Origin of the sequence: Novosphingobium sp. B-7 (assembly GCF_000410615.1) — a bacterium.
Taxonomy (GTDB): Bacteria; Pseudomonadota; Alphaproteobacteria; order Sphingomonadales; family Sphingomonadaceae; genus Novosphingobium; species Novosphingobium capsulatum.
On sequence record NZ_APCQ01000783.1, the window covers coordinates 1 to 13,658 of the forward strand.

Sequence of the window (13,658 nt, forward strand, 5' to 3'; positions counted from 1 at the left end):
TATCGACTATGCCCACACGCCCGACGCGATCGAGGCGGCGATTGCCGCGCTGCGCCCGCATGTCGGCGCGCGGCTGATCACCGTAATCGGTGCGGGCGGCGATCGCGATACCGGCAAGCGCGCGCCGATGGGCGCGGCGGCCTGCGCCGGGTCTGATCTGGTGATCGTGACCGATGACAATCCCCGTGGCGAAGATCCCGCCGCGATCCGCGCCGCGGTGATGGCCGGGTGCGATGGCCGCGCCGTGGAAGTGGCCGATCGCCGCGCCGCAATTGCCCATGCCGTGGGCCAGGCGGGCAAGGGGGATATCGTGCTGGTGGCCGGCAAGGGCCACGAACAGGGACAGATCGTGGGGCGTGGTGAAGCCATGCGGGTGCTGCCGTTCGATGACGTGCAGGTGGCCCGTGAATGCGTGGGAGAGATAACCGGATGACCGCAGCCGCCGCCCTGATCGATTGGCCGCTCGAGGCCGAGGACGACACCCCGCTGGCCCTGTGGACAGCGCAGGAGATCGCGGCGGCAACCGGCGGCAAGGCCTCTGTCGCGTTTGCCGTGGGCGGCGTGGCGTTTGACAGCCGCGAGGTGATGGAGGGCGACCTGTTCCTCGCGCTGCGCGGCGAAAGCGCCGATGGCCACCGCTTTGTCACCGGCGCATTCGGCAAGGGTGCTGCCGCTGCGGTGGTGGAGCATTCGGTGCTGCATCCGCATGTGCTGGTTGACGATACCACCGCCGCGCTCGATGCCCTGGGCCGTGCGGCGCGTGCGCGTCTGGCGCCCGAAGCGCGGGTGATCGGGGTGACCGGATCGGCGGGCAAGACCTCGGTCAAGGAAGCGCTGTTTGCCGCGCTCGATCGCGGCAGCCGGGGGCGGGCGCATCGCTCGGTCAAAAGCTACAACAACCACGTCGGCGTGCCGCTCAGCCTGGCGCGCATGCCGGCGCGCACCCAGTTCGGCGTGTTCGAGATGGGCATGAACCATGCCGGAGAGCTTTCGGCGCTGACGCAGCTGGTGCGGCCGCACGTTGCCATCGTCACCACCATCGCGCCCGCGCATATCGGCCACTTTAGCGGCGAGGAAGCCATCGCCGATGCCAAGGGCGAAATCTTTGAAGGACTGGAGCCGGGCGGCATCGCGATCATCCCGGCCGACAGCCCGCATTATGAACGCCTGCGCGCCAAGGCGGCCCAGCATGCCGGCGTGATCATCGCCTTCGGCCGTGCGGCCCATGCCGATGTGCGCCTGCTCGATGTGGTGGCGGCGCCTGGCGGTGGCTCGCTCGTCACGGCCGACCTGGGTGGTTTCGGCGAAGGCGGTGGCAAGTTGTGCTATACCGTGGCGCAGCCGGGCGATCACTGGGTGATCAATTCGCTGGCCGTGATGGCCGCCGTGCGCGCCGTCGGTGGAGACCTGGGTGCGGCCGGCCTGGCGCTGGCTGAAATGGCCGGGCTTGCCGGGCGCGGCGCACGCCATGTCGTGGCCGCCGATGGTGGCGATGGCAGCGGCACCGCGCTGGTGATCGATGAAAGCTATAATGCCAATCCGGCCTCGATGGCCGTAACGCTCGCGGGCCTGGGTGCCACGCCCGCGGCGCGCCGCATCGCGGTGCTGGGCGCAATGCGCGAACTGGGCGCTGATGAAGATCGCTATCACGCCGAACTGGCTGGGCCTGTGCTGGCCGCCGGCATTGCCCATGCCGTGCTGGTTGGCCCCGAAATGGCGGCATTGGCCGCCGCATTGGGGAAAAGCGAGGGGGCCGCGCTTGCAGCGTCCCTGCAAGTCGATCATGTGCAAACGAGTGCCGAGGCAGCAGACGTGCTGGCGCGGATCGGCATTGCGGGCGGGGACGCCATCCTCGTAAAAGGTTCGAATTCGGTTGGTCTGGGCGCGCTGGTTGACCTGTTGGGGTCAGGGCGCTGGCCTGACAAGGAACGGTGAATGCTCTATCTCCTGGCTCACTGGCTGCATTATGAAGGCCTGACCAATCTCTTTCGCTATCAGTCGTTCCGGGCCGGGGCGTCGCTGCTGACCGCGCTGTTGATCGGGCTGATGATCGGGCCGCGCTTCATCAACATGCTGCGCATGCGCCAGGGCAAGGGCCAGCCGATCCGCGAGGATGGGCCGCAAAGCCACCTGGCCAAGCGCGGCACGCCGACCATGGGCGGGCTGATGATCGTGACGGCGCTGGTGCTGGGCCTGCTGCTGTGGATGGACCTGTCCAGCCGCTATGTCTGGGCCTGCCTGATCGTCACGCTCGGCTTTGGCCTGATCGGCTTCATGGACGATTACGACAAGGTCACCAAATATGCCCACCAGGGCGTGCCGGCCAAGGTGCGCCTGCTGCTGGAATTCGTGATCGCCGGGATCGCCGCGTGGCTGGTGGTGACCGAAACCAATCTCTACGTCCCGGTGTTCAGCAACCTCTATATCCCGCTTGGGCCGTTCTATTTCGTGTTCGCCGCGTTTGTCATCGTGGGCGCGGGCAATGCCGTGAACCTGACTGACGGGCTCGATGGGCTGGCGATCATGCCGGTGATCATCGCCTGCGGCACCTTTGCAATCATTGCCTATTTGGCGGGCCGCGCCGACTATGCCCATTACCTGGGCATTCCCCATGTGCCGGGCGCGGGCGAACTGGCGATCTATTGCGCCGCCGTCATGGGCGCGGGCCTGGCGTTCCTGTGGTTCAATGCGCCGCCGGCCGCCGTGTTCATGGGCGACACCGGTAGCCTGGCGCTGGGCGGCACGCTGGGCGTGATCGCGGTGGCGGCGCACCATGAAATCGTGCTGGCGATCGTCGGCGGGCTGTTCGTGATGGAAGCCGTTTCGGTGATCGTCCAGGTCTTCGTCTACAAGCGCACGGGCAAGCGGGTGTTCCGCATGGCCCCGATCCACCACCATTTCGAGCAGCTGGGCTGGAAGGAATCGACCGTGGTGATCCGCTTCTGGATCGTCTCGATCGTGCTGGCGCTGCTTGGCCTTGCCACGCTGAAGGTGCGATGATCGTCTCGCCTGCCTTTGCTGGAAAAAAGTATGCCGTGCTCGGCCTGGCGCGCTCGGGCATGGCCACGGTGGAATGCCTGCTGGCCAGCGGCGCACTGGTCACCGCGTGGGACGCGCGCGAGGAACCGCGCGCCGCGCTGGAAGGGCGCGTGACCCTGGCTGATCCGCTGGCGATCGATCTGGCCGGTTTTGCCGGGATCGTGGTTTCCCCCGGCGTGCCGCTCAACCGCCATCCGATCGCCGCCCATGCCCGCGCCGCTGGCGTGCCAGTAATCGGCGATATCGAACTGTTTGCCCAGGCGCGTGGCGATCTGCCGCCGCACCGCGTGGTGGCGATCACCGGCACCAACGGCAAGTCCACCACCACGGCGCTGACCCACCATCTGTTGCAGCAGGCCGGCGTGCCCACCTTGATGGGCGGCAACATCGGCAAGCCGATCCTGGAACAGCAGCCGCTGCCGGCTGGCGGCGTCTATGTGCTGGAATTGTCGAGCTATCAGATCGACCTGACGCAGCGCCTCGATGCCGATGTGGCGATCCTGCTCAATCTCAGCCCCGATCACCTCGATCGCTATGACGGCTATGATGGCTATGTCGCATCCAAGGCGCGGCTGTTTGGCATGCAGGCGCCGGGCCACCTTGCGCTGGTCGACATGCGGGCAGAGCTTGACGACGACGTGCTGCGCTTTGCCCCGGAAGGCGCCAACTTCACATTCATCAACGCGATCGATCTGCCCGGTGATCCGGCGCAGTGGCCATCGCTGCAAGGCCCGCACAACCGCGCCAATGCGGCGGCGGCGGTGGGCGCGGCGCGCTATCTTGGGCTGGACGAGCCGACGATCGAGGCGGGCCTTGCCAGCTTCGTGGGGCTACCCCATCGCATGGAACGCGTGGCGCAAAAGGACGGCGTGCTGTTCGTGAACGACAGCAAGGCCACCAATCCGGCTTCCACCGCGCCGGCACTCGCCGCCTTTCCGCGCATCCATTGGATCGTCGGCGGCCTGCCCAAGGGCGATGATCTTGACGAATGCGCGCCGCATTTCAGCCATGTCGTGCGCGCCTATACCATTGGCGAGGCGGGCCCGCGCTTTGCCGAAATCCTGGAACCGGTCTTGCCGGTGACGCGTGCCGAAATGCTGGGCGATGCCGTGCGCGCCGCCATGGCGCAGGCCGTACCGGGCGATGTGATCATGCTGTCGCCGGCCTGCGCCAGTTTCGACCAGTTCCGCGATTTCGAGGCGCGCGGCGAATGCTTCCGCCAGATCGTCGCCGCTCTCACGGCAGGGAGCTGACCGGCATGGCTTCAGGCGGCCCCGTCCTGCCCCCGGCATCGGGCACCGCGCCTGCCGCCACGGCGGCTTCGGCCTCGGCGATGCAGCGCTTCCGGCGCACCCGGCGCAGCGAACTGGTGATCTGGTGGCGCGAGATCGATCGCGTGCTGCTGGGCCTGATCCTGGTCTTGATGATCGTGGGCGCGATTGCCGTGGCCGCGGCCTCTCCGGCCAGCGCGCATCGCCTCTCCACCCATCAAAAGGCGCTGGGCGATCTCTATTTCTTCTGGCGCCAGCTGGAAATGCAGGGGCTTGGCCTGCTCGGCATGTTTGCAGTGTCGCTCCTGCCCAAGGATACGGCACGGCGCGCGGCGATCATGCTCGCGGGCGTGATGGTCGTGGCGCTTATCCTGGTGCCGATCATGGGCACCGAGGTAAAGGGCGCCAAGCGCTGGGTGCTGGGCATCCAGCCATCCGAATTCCTCAAGCCTGGCTTTGCCATCGCGGTTGCCTGGATCTTGTCATGGAAAGTGCGCGATCCGCACATGCCGGTGATCCGCCTGTCGATGGTTCCGATGCTGGTGGTGGCGGTGCTGCTGATGGCGCAGCCCGATTTCGGCTCTACCGTGCTGTTTGCCGGGGTGTGGTTCGTGCTCGTGCTGCTGTCGGGCCTACCGCTGGCGCGGGTGGGCTGGGCGATGGGCGGGGCGATCGTGGCGGTGATCCTGGCCTATCTGTTCTATCCCAACGCCACGCACCGCATCGACAACTTCCTGTCGGGCGGGGCAGAGTTCGACCAGGTGGACCTGGCCATGCGCACGCTGGTGGCTGGCGGGTGGAGCGGCACTGGCCTGTGGCTGGGCGCGCGCAAGAACGCGCTGCCCGAGGCGCACACCGACTATATCTTTTCGGTGATTGGGGAAGAGTTCGGCCTGATCTCCTGCGCTATCGTGGTGATCCTCTATTGCGCCATCGTGCTGCGGGTGCTGCTGCGCCTGGTGGACGAGGAAGACCTGTTCACCGTGCTGGCAGCGACCGGGTTGACCGCGCAATTGGCGGGGCAGGCGTTCATCAACATCCTGGTCAACCTGCAACTGTTCCCGTCCAAGGGGATGACGCTGCCGCTGATCAGCTATGGCGGTTCGTCCACCATCGCGCTGTTGCTCGGCGTCGGTTTCCTGCTCGCCATCACGCGCCGCAACCCCTATCTGACGCGCGAAACCTTCCATCTGGGCGAATTGACGCGCAAATGACTGCACAACCTCAACCCGGCGTATCGCGCCATTTCGTGCTGGCCGCTGGCGGCACCGGCGGGCACCTGATTCCCGCCTTTGCCCTGGCCACCGAACTGCACGCGCGCGGCCATCACGTGGCGCTGATCACCGATGCGCGCGGCGCCAAGATTCCCGGCAAGCCCGATTTCCTAACTGCTCATGTGCTGCCCGCCGGGCGCCTGGGCAAGAACCCGGTTGCCCTGCTCAAGGGCCTGCGCGCGATCTGGCAGGGCCGCTCGATGGCGCTGCGCCTGTTTGAAAGCTTTGCGCCGTCGTGCGTGATCGGCTTTGGCGGCTATCCGGCGCTGCCCGCGCTGCTGGCAGCGCGCGCGGCGGGCATTCCCACGGTGATCCACGAACAGAACGCGGTGCTGGGCCGGGTCAACCGCTACCTGGCCAAGGGCGTCGATGCCATCGCCACCGCCTATCCCGAGGTGGACCGCCTCGATCCGCGCTGGTGGGGCAAGGTACACCTGGTGGGCAATCCTGTGCGCCCGGAAGTGCTGGCGCTGCGCGGAGAGCCATTCCCGGAATTTTCCGAAGACAGCCTGTTCCGCGTGCTGGTGACCGGGGGCAGCCAGGGCGCGTCGGTCCTGGCTCAGGTCGTGCCCGATGGCCTGGCCATGCTGCCGCCCGCCTTGCGCCATCGCCTGCAAGTGACGCAGCAGTGCCGCCCCGAGGACCTGGAAGCCGTGCGCGCGCGCTATGCCGCGCATGAAATTCCCGCCGAACTGGGCACCTATTTCGAAGACATGGCGAGCCGGCTCGCCGGCGCGCACCTGTTCGTCGGCCGCGCTGGCGCATCGACCATTGCCGAGCTTACCGCCGTGGGCCGCCCGGCGATCCTGGTGCCGCTGCCGATCGCCACGGACGATCACCAGGCCGCCAACACCCGCGAAATGGTCAAGGCCGGCGGTGCCCGCGCGATCCGCCAGCCGGGCTTCACGCCCAAGGAGCTGGCCAAGCAGATCCAGGCCATGGCGATGAACCCTGTGGGGCTGGCCAACGCTGCCCATGCCGCGTGGAACTGCGGCTTGCCGCGCGCGGTGGAAGACCTCGCTGATCTGGTCGAAGGGTTTGGCGGGGCGCCGCTGATGGATGTGATCCGGGTTGACGGCAAGGCGGCCGCCCCGGCAACGGCTGGCGGCGAAGCGCTGGCTTTGGAGAATGAAGCATGAAGGGTGTCGGCGTCGAAATCGGCACGATCCATTTCGTCGGCATCGGCGGCATCGGCATGTCGGGCATTGCCGAAGTGATGCACAACATGGGCTATGCCGTGCAGGGGTCAGACATGGCGGAAAGCTATGTCGTCGAAGGACTGCGCGCGCGCGGCATCCCGGTGATGATCGGCCAGTGCACGGAAAACGTCGCCAATGCCCAGGTGGTGGTGACCTCCACTGCGGTGAAGCGCGACAATCCCGAAGTGGTGGCCGCGCTGGAAGCGCGCATTCCCGTGGTGCGCCGCGCGGAAATGCTGGCTGAACTGATGCGCCTGAAAAACACCGTCGCGGTGGCGGGCACGCATGGCAAGACCACGACTACGTCGCTGGTGGCCTGCCTGCTCGATGCTGGCGGCGTCGATCCCACGGTGATCAACGGCGGCATCATCAACTCCTACGGCTCCAACGCCCGCCTGGGTGACAGCGACTGGATGGTGGTGGAGGCCGACGAGAGCGATGGCTCGTTCTTGCGGCTCGATGGCACTATCGCGGTGGTCACCAACATCGATCCCGAGCATCTCGATCACTATGGCTCGTTCGAGAAGGTCAAGCGTGCCTTTGTCGAATTCATCGAGAACGTGCCGTTCTATGGCGCGGCGATGCTGTGCATCGACCATCCCGAAGTGCAGGCGATCATCCCGCAGGTGCGCGATCGCCGCGTGGTGACCTATGGCTTTTCCGCCCAGGCCGACGTGCGCGGCGAAGGCGTGACGCCCGAACCGGGCGGCAACCGCTTCACCGCCGTGCTGCGCCAGCGCGATGGCTCGTTCCAGCGGATCGAAGACATTCACCTGCCGATGCCCGGCCGCCACAATGTGCAGAACGCGCTGGCCGCGATTGCCGTGGCGGTGGAAATGGGCGTGCCGCACGATCTGGTGCGCACCGGCTTTGCCAAGTTTGGCGGGGTCAAGCGCCGCTTTACCAAGGTGGGCGAGGTTGCCGTGCCCGGTGGCGAGGTGGCGGTGATCGATGACTATGGCCATCACCCGGTGGAAATCCGCGCCGTGCTGGCTGCCGCGCGTGAAGGCGTGCGCGGGCGTGTGATCGCCGTGGTCCAGCCGCACCGCTTCACCCGCCTGCGTGACCACATGGAAGATTTCCAGGGCGCGTTCAACGATGCCGACGTGGTCTATGCGGCGCCTGTCTATCCCGCCGGCGAACAGCCGATCGAGGGCGTGGACAGCGCCGCCATGGTCGAAGGCGTCAAGGCGCGCGGCCACCGCAGCGCGCATCTGATCGCCGGGCCGGAAGCCTTGGCCGCCGAACTGGCGCCGCAGCTTCAGGCTGGCGACATGGTCGTGTGCCTGGGGGCTGGCGATATCACCAAGTGGGCGGCCGGCCTGGCGCCGGCGATCGTGGCGTTGCGGGGTGAGGGGTAATGGCGGGCAAGGCCTCTCACCACCCCCCGGCCCCCTCCTCTGAAGAGGAGGGGGAGCACAATGCCAATCCCCCCCTCCTCTTCAGAGGAGGGGGCCGGGGGGTGGTGGAAGCCACACCCGAGCTTCGCGGCAAGCTCACCCCAAACGCCCCGCTCGCCCCGCTGGTGTGGTTCAAGTCGGGCGGCACCGCCGACTGGCTCTTTGAGCCCAAGGACGTGGCCGATCTCCAGGCCTTGCTGGCCGCACTCGATCCGCAAGTGCCGGTCATGGCGCTGGGCCTGGGGTCCAACCTCATCGTGCGCGATGGCGGCGTGCCGGGCGTGGTCGTACGGCTGGGCAAGCCCTTTGCCAAAGTCACCGCGATCGATGCCGTCACGCTTGATTGCGGGGGCGGCGCCTCGGGCATCCTGGTCTCGTCGACCGCGCGCGATGCGGGCATTGCCGGCCTGGAATTTCTGCGTTCGATTCCCGGCACGGTCGGCGGCTTCGTGCGCATGAACGGCGGCGCCTATGGCCGCGAGGTCAAGGACATCCTGGTCGATTGCGACGTGGTGATGCGCACCGGTGAACTGGCGCGCCTGCCCGTGGCAGAACTGGGCTATGCCTATCGTCATTCCGAGCTGACCGATGGCAGCATCGTGGTCTCCGCGCGTTTTCGCGGGCAACCGGGAGAGCCCGAGGCGATCCAGGCCGAGATGGACCGCATTTCCGCTGCGCGCGAGGCAAGCCAGCCGCTGCGCAGCAAGACCGGCGGGTCCACATTCAAGAACCCCGATGGGCACAAGGCCTGGGCGCTGGTCGATGCGGCCGGGTGCCGTGGCCTGACCCTGGGCGGCGCACAGGTGAGCGAAAAGCACACCAACTTCCTGATCAACACCGGCACCGCCACCAGCGCCGAGATCGAGGCGCTGGGTGAAAATGTGCGGGCCCGTGTGAAACAGACACAAGGCGTGGAGTTGCAGTGGGAAATCAAGCGGGTGGGCCGGATCAAGCACGAGGATCGGCCATGAGCGATCTGCCCCGGCTTCATGTGGCGGTGCTGATGGGTGGCTGGTCGAGCGAGCGGCCGGTGTCGTTGACCAGCGGCGAAGGCGTGGCCGGTGCGCTCGAGGCGCGCGGGCACACTGTCACGCGGATCGACATGGGCCGCGACGTGGCGCTACGCCTGGCAGAGGCCGCGCCCGACGTGGTGTTCAACGCGCTGCACGGCACGCCCGGCGAAGACGGCACGGTGCAGGGCATGATGGACCTGATGGGGCTGACCTATACCCATTCGGGCCTGGCCACCTCGGTCATCGCCATCGACAAGGAACTGACCAAGCAGGCGCTGGTGCCCCACGGCATTCCCATGCCCGGCGGCCGCGTGGTCAAGACGGCGGAGCTATACAGCCACGATCCGCTGCCGCGGCCCTATGTGTTGAAGCCGGTCAACGAAGGATCGTCGGTGGGCGTGGCGATCGTTACCGCCGAAGGCAACTATGGCAATCCGATCAGCCCGGATGCGCGGGGCCCCTGGCAGGAGTTCGATGAACTGCTGGCCGAGCCGTTCATCCGGGGTCGCGAACTGACCACGGCGGTGCTGGGCGACCAGGCGCTGATGGTCACCGAGCTCAAGCCTAAGACCGGCTTCTACGATTTCGATGCCAAGTATACCGACGGGTTGACCGAGCACGTCTGCCCCGCCGAAATCCCCGATGATATCGCCCAGGCGTGCAAGGACATTGCCCTGCGCGCACACAAGCTGCTGGGCTGCAAGGGCACCAGCCGTTCCGATTTCCGCTGGGACGATGAGCGCGGGGTGGAGGGGCTGTTCCTGCTTGAGGTGAATACCCAGCCGGGCATGACCCCGCTGAGCCTCGTGCCCGAACAGGCGCGTCACCTGGGGATGGACTATTCCGACCTGGTCGAGGCGATCCTGGCCGAGGCGATCAAGGATGCGGCCGCCGCCAAGACCAGGAAGGGGGCTGGCTGACCATGGCGCAGACGATCCGGCGTGGTGGCAAGGGCGTGCGGCGGGTGGCCGCGCAGCGCGGGGCCAAGGCCAAGGTGCAGACGGCGCGCAAGCAGACCGGCTCTGCCATTGGCCATGTCATGCGCGTGCAGCCGTTCAGCGAGGAAACGCTGCACCGGATCCTGTTGACCGTGATCCTGGGCACCGCGGCCGTGGCGGTGTGGACCGTGGCCAATATCGCCGGGGTTCCCGCCCTGATGGAAAGCGAAGTGGCGCGCCTTTCCCATGGCGCGGGTTTCGATGTGAAGCGGGTGGAAGTGCGCGGGGTCAAGCGCATGAACGAGCTGACCATCTATGAAAAGGTGCTGGGCCAGCGCGACCAGGCGATGTCGCGGGTGGACGTGGCGGCCCTGCGCGAAACGCTGCTCAGCTTGCCGTGGGTCAAGGATGCGCGCGTGTCGCGCCAGTTGCCCGATACGCTGGTGGTCGACGTGGTGGAGCGCACCCCGCATGGCGTGCTGCGCAAGGGCGACCAACTGATGCTGATCGATGAAACCGGCCACGAGCTGGAGCCGGTGAGCCCGGCCCGCGCCAAGGGCATGTTCGTGCTGTCGGGCGATGGCGCCGCCGCGCGGGTGCCCGATCTCAACCACCTGCTCGATGCCGCGCCCGCGCTCAAGCCACAGGTGGCCGAGGCCGAATGGATCGGCAACCGCCGCTGGAACCTGACGTTCAAGACCGGCCAGGTGCTGGCCCTGCCCGAAGGCGCCGACGAATCGGCCGCCGCCTTGCTTGAATTTGCGCGCATGGACGGGGTCAATCGCCTGCTCGGCGGCAAGGTGGCGAGCTTTGACATGCGCGCCAAGGACCGCACCTATCTCCTGGTGCCCGGCCATGCTGACGAACTGGCCCAGGAACAGCGCGACAAGGCCAAGGCCAAGGCCGCCGCCAAGGCTAAGGACTGAACCGCCCGTGGCTGCACCCCGCATCACCAAGGTCTTTGCCGCCGTCAATCTTGGCTCGTTCCGCACCTCGGCGATGATCGCTGGCCTGTCCGAAGCGGGCGAACTGGTCGTGCTCGGCTCGGGCCACCGCGCCTCGCAAGGGATCAAGCGCGGCTATGTGGTCGATATGCTGGCCGCGACCCATTCGGTGCGCGATGCGATCGAACGCGCTGAAAAGATGGCCAATACTTCGGTCACCCAGGTGCTGGTCGGCTGTGCCGGCGCGGGCTTGGCCAGTTCCACCGCGCAGGTCGAGGTGGAGATCGGCGGCCGGCGGATCGAGGATGATGACATCCAGCACCTGCTGGTGGCCGCGCGCGATGTGATTCAGCCCGATGGCCGCACCGTGCTGCATGCCCAGCCGGCGCATTACACGCTCGATGGCGCGCATGGCGTGCCCAATCCCAAGGGGTTGCATGCCGATCGGCTGGCGGTGGATATCCACGTCATGCTCGCCGATGGCGCGCCGATCCGCAACATCCGCGAAACGGTGGAGAACGCGCACCTCAAGGTCGATGGCGTGGTGGCAGCGCCGGTCGCCGCCGGGCTTGCCTGCCTGATGCCGGAAGAGCGCGACCTGGGCGTGGCTCTCGTCGATTTCGGCGCGGAGGTCACCACCGTGTCGGTCCATGCCGGGGGCATGCTGCTGGGCATGCAGGTGCTCCCGTTCGGCTCGGGCGACATCACCGATGCCGTCGCCTCGGCCTTTGGCATTCGCCGCTATCAGGCAGAGCGCCTCAAGTGCATGTCTGGTTCGGCCATTGCCAGCCCGGCCGACCATCGCGAGATGATTCCCGTCAATGCCCCCGGCGATCCCGAAGGGGCAGGGCCAGTGGCGCGCCATGCCGATGACAAGAACCGGATTCCCCGTGCCGAGCTGATTTCGGTGATCACGCAGCAACTTGGCCACTTCACTGACGAGCTGGGACGCTGCCTCAAGGCGATGGGCTTTACCGGCACGCGGGGCCAGCAGGTGGTGTTGACCGGCGGCGGGGCACAGTTGCCGGGCCTGGCCGACTATGCCCAGTCGGCGCTGGGACGGCCGGTGCGCATCGGCGCGCCGCCGGCCATGCTGGGCCTGCCGCAGGGCCATGCCACGCCCAGTTCCTCCACGCTGGTGGGCCTGGTGCTGCATGCCGCTTCCGATCCGATCGATATCCGCAAGTTGACGATGGCAGCGCAAGGCGGCGGTTCCACCACGCTGTGGGGCTGGGGGCGGCGGATCGTGCGCGCGCTCAAGGAATATTTTTAACGGTTATGGCACCGATCCCGGCCTTTCGTCGCACGAAGCAACCGGATCGGCTGATTTCGGCGCGAAATAGGCGATCGATCTTGTGGAAAAGCGCCGATCGCCTTTGATTCGATGAAACGTTCCGTGCCAAAGCTGGAAAATCCGCATTTCGGCCGTTCCGGCCTCCGACCCGTCCCAACCGCCCGACCCGCAAGGGCCAACCCGTAAGGGAGACCGACATGAGCATCAACATCGGACCGCCGGCCATCGACGAGCTTCGGCCCCGTATCACGGTGATCGGGGTGGGCGGCGCAGGCGGCAACGCCATCGCCAACATGATCGGCGCCAATATCGAAGGCGTCGACTTCGTCGTGTGCAACACCGACGCGCAGGCGCTGAACAATTCGATCGCGGAAAACCGCATCCAGCTTGGGCCGGCGATCACGCAGGGCCTTGGTGCCGGTGCCCGCCCCGAAGTGGGCCGCGCCGCCGCCGAAGAAACCCTGCCCGAGCTTGAGCGCATTCTCGATGGCGTGCACATGGTGTTCATCGCCGCTGGCATGGGCGGCGGCACGGGCACCGGCGCTGCGCCGGTGATTGCCGAGGCAGCGCGCCGCAAGGGCGTGCTCACCGTGGGCGTGGTCAGCAAGCCGTTCCTGTTTGAAGGCACGCGCCGCATGCGCTCGGCCGAAACCGGCATCGAGGAACTGCAAAAGCACGTCGATACGCTGATCGTCATTCCCAACCAGAACCTGTTCCTGGTGGCCAAGGCGGAGACGACCTTCAAGGAAGCGTTCCAGCTGGCCGACGAAGTGCTCCAGCAGGGTGTGCGCTCGATCACCGACCTGATGATCATGCCTGGCCTCATCAACCTCGACTTTGCCGACGTGCGCTCGGTCATGGGCGAAATGGGCAAGGCGATGATGGGCACGGGTGAGGGCGAAGGCCCCAACCGCGCGCTCGAAGCGGCCGAACGCGCCATTGCCAATCCGCTGCTCGATGGCGTGTCGATGCAGGGCGCCAAGGGCGTGATCATTTCGATCATCGGCGGCGACGACATGAAGCTGCTGGAAGTGGACGAAGCGGCCAACCACATCCGCGAACTGGTCGATCCCAATGCCAACATCATCTGGGGTTCGGCGTTCAATCCCGATCTCAACGGCAAGATCCGCGTTTCGGTGGTGGCCACCGGCATCGAACAGAGCATGGAGCAGGCCGAACAGGCTGCCCGCCCGGTGAATCTGCCCGGCGGCACGCGTGGCCCGGCCTTTACCCCGGCCGCCGCGCCGCGTCCGGCGATCGCCATGCCCACCGCGCCGCAGGCACCT

12 protein-coding genes are annotated in these 13,658 nt (G+C 66.9%); all 12 read left to right on the forward strand.

The window, feature by feature from the left end; genetic code table 11:
• The coding region (locus tag H926_RS26510) for a glutamate ligase domain-containing protein (RefSeq protein ID WP_043608757.1) at window positions 1-433 on the forward strand (433 nt) is incomplete at its 5' end.
• A complete protein-coding gene (gene murF, locus H926_RS26515; RefSeq protein ID WP_022675967.1) occupies window positions 430-1,935 on the forward strand; it encodes a UDP-N-acetylmuramoyl-tripeptide--D-alanyl-D-alanine ligase in 1,506 nt (501 codons plus the stop codon). The genes H926_RS26510 and murF, both read left to right, overlap by 4 nt.
• The gene (gene mraY / locus H926_RS0108835; protein WP_022675968.1) at window positions 1,936-3,000 is read left to right on the forward strand and encodes a phospho-N-acetylmuramoyl-pentapeptide-transferase; all 1,065 of its coding nucleotides are present in this window, start codon (window positions 1,936-1,938) and stop codon (window positions 2,998-3,000) included. It abuts the gene before it with no gap.
• The gene (murD, locus tag H926_RS0108840; RefSeq protein WP_022675969.1) at window positions 2,997-4,292 is read left to right on the forward strand and encodes a UDP-N-acetylmuramoyl-L-alanine--D-glutamate ligase; all 1,296 of its coding nucleotides are present in this window, start codon (window positions 2,997-2,999) and stop codon (window positions 4,290-4,292) included. Before mraY ends, murD begins: the two co-directional genes overlap by 4 nt.
• Before the next feature lie 80 nt (window positions 4,293-4,372).
• Window positions 4,373-5,524: an FtsW/RodA/SpoVE family cell cycle protein gene (locus H926_RS0108845; RefSeq protein ID WP_028657776.1), complete on the forward strand. Its 1,152-nt coding sequence runs from the start codon at window positions 4,373-4,375 to the stop codon at window positions 5,522-5,524.
• Window positions 5,521-6,723: an undecaprenyldiphospho-muramoylpentapeptide beta-N-acetylglucosaminyltransferase gene (murG, locus tag H926_RS0108850; RefSeq protein WP_028657777.1), complete on the forward strand. Its 1,203-nt coding sequence runs from the start codon at window positions 5,521-5,523 to the stop codon at window positions 6,721-6,723. Before H926_RS0108845 ends, murG begins: the two co-directional genes overlap by 4 nt.
• On the forward strand, window positions 6,720-8,144 hold the full coding sequence (gene murC, locus H926_RS0108855; protein ID WP_022675972.1) for a UDP-N-acetylmuramate--L-alanine ligase: 1,425 nt from the start codon (window positions 6,720-6,722) through the stop codon (window positions 8,142-8,144). Before murG ends, murC begins: the two co-directional genes overlap by 4 nt.
• 104 nt (window positions 8,145-8,248) lie before the next feature.
• Window positions 8,249-9,154: a UDP-N-acetylmuramate dehydrogenase gene (gene murB, locus H926_RS0108860; RefSeq protein WP_028657778.1), complete on the forward strand. Its 906-nt coding sequence runs from the start codon at window positions 8,249-8,251 to the stop codon at window positions 9,152-9,154.
• On the forward strand, window positions 9,151-10,116 hold the full coding sequence (locus tag H926_RS0108865; protein ID WP_022675974.1) for a D-alanine--D-alanine ligase: 966 nt from the start codon (window positions 9,151-9,153) through the stop codon (window positions 10,114-10,116). The genes murB and H926_RS0108865 overlap by 4 nt, the downstream gene beginning before the upstream one ends.
• Before the next feature lie 2 nt (window positions 10,117-10,118).
• Complete coding sequence (locus H926_RS0108870; RefSeq protein ID WP_022675975.1) at window positions 10,119-11,060, forward strand: cell division protein FtsQ/DivIB; 942 nt, start codon at window positions 10,119-10,121, stop codon at window positions 11,058-11,060.
• Window positions 11,061-11,067: 7 nt separating this feature from the next.
• A complete protein-coding gene (ftsA, locus tag H926_RS0108875) occupies window positions 11,068-12,351 on the forward strand; it encodes a cell division protein FtsA (RefSeq protein WP_022675976.1) in 1,284 nt (427 codons plus the stop codon).
• A 218-nt stretch (window positions 12,352-12,569) separates the two neighbouring features.
• Window positions 12,570-13,658: cell division protein FtsZ (gene ftsZ / locus H926_RS0108880; protein WP_022675977.1), on the forward strand; the 1,089-nt coding region annotated here is incomplete at its 3' end.

Bases quoted from the DNA above. Each gene is read 5' to 3' on its own strand.
- murF (WP_022675967.1), top strand. From the start codon at position 430: ATGACCGCAGCCGCCGCCCTGATCGATTGGCCGCTCGAGGCCGAGGAC.
- mraY (WP_022675968.1), top strand. From the start codon at position 1,936: ATGCTCTATCTCCTGGCTCACTGGCTGCATTATGAAGGCCTGACCAAT.
- murD (WP_022675969.1), top strand. From the start codon at position 2,997: ATGATCGTCTCGCCTGCCTTTGCTGGAAAAAAGTATGCCGTGCTCGGC.
- H926_RS0108845 (WP_028657776.1), top strand. From the start codon at position 4,373: ATGCAGCGCTTCCGGCGCACCCGGCGCAGCGAACTGGTGATCTGGTGG.
- murG (WP_028657777.1), top strand. From the start codon at position 5,521: ATGACTGCACAACCTCAACCCGGCGTATCGCGCCATTTCGTGCTGGCC.
- murC (WP_022675972.1), top strand. From the start codon at position 6,720: ATGAAGGGTGTCGGCGTCGAAATCGGCACGATCCATTTCGTCGGCATC.
- H926_RS0108865 (WP_022675974.1), top strand. From the start codon at position 9,151: ATGAGCGATCTGCCCCGGCTTCATGTGGCGGTGCTGATGGGTGGCTGG.
- H926_RS0108870 (WP_022675975.1), top strand. From the start codon at position 10,119: ATGGCGCAGACGATCCGGCGTGGTGGCAAGGGCGTGCGGCGGGTGGCC.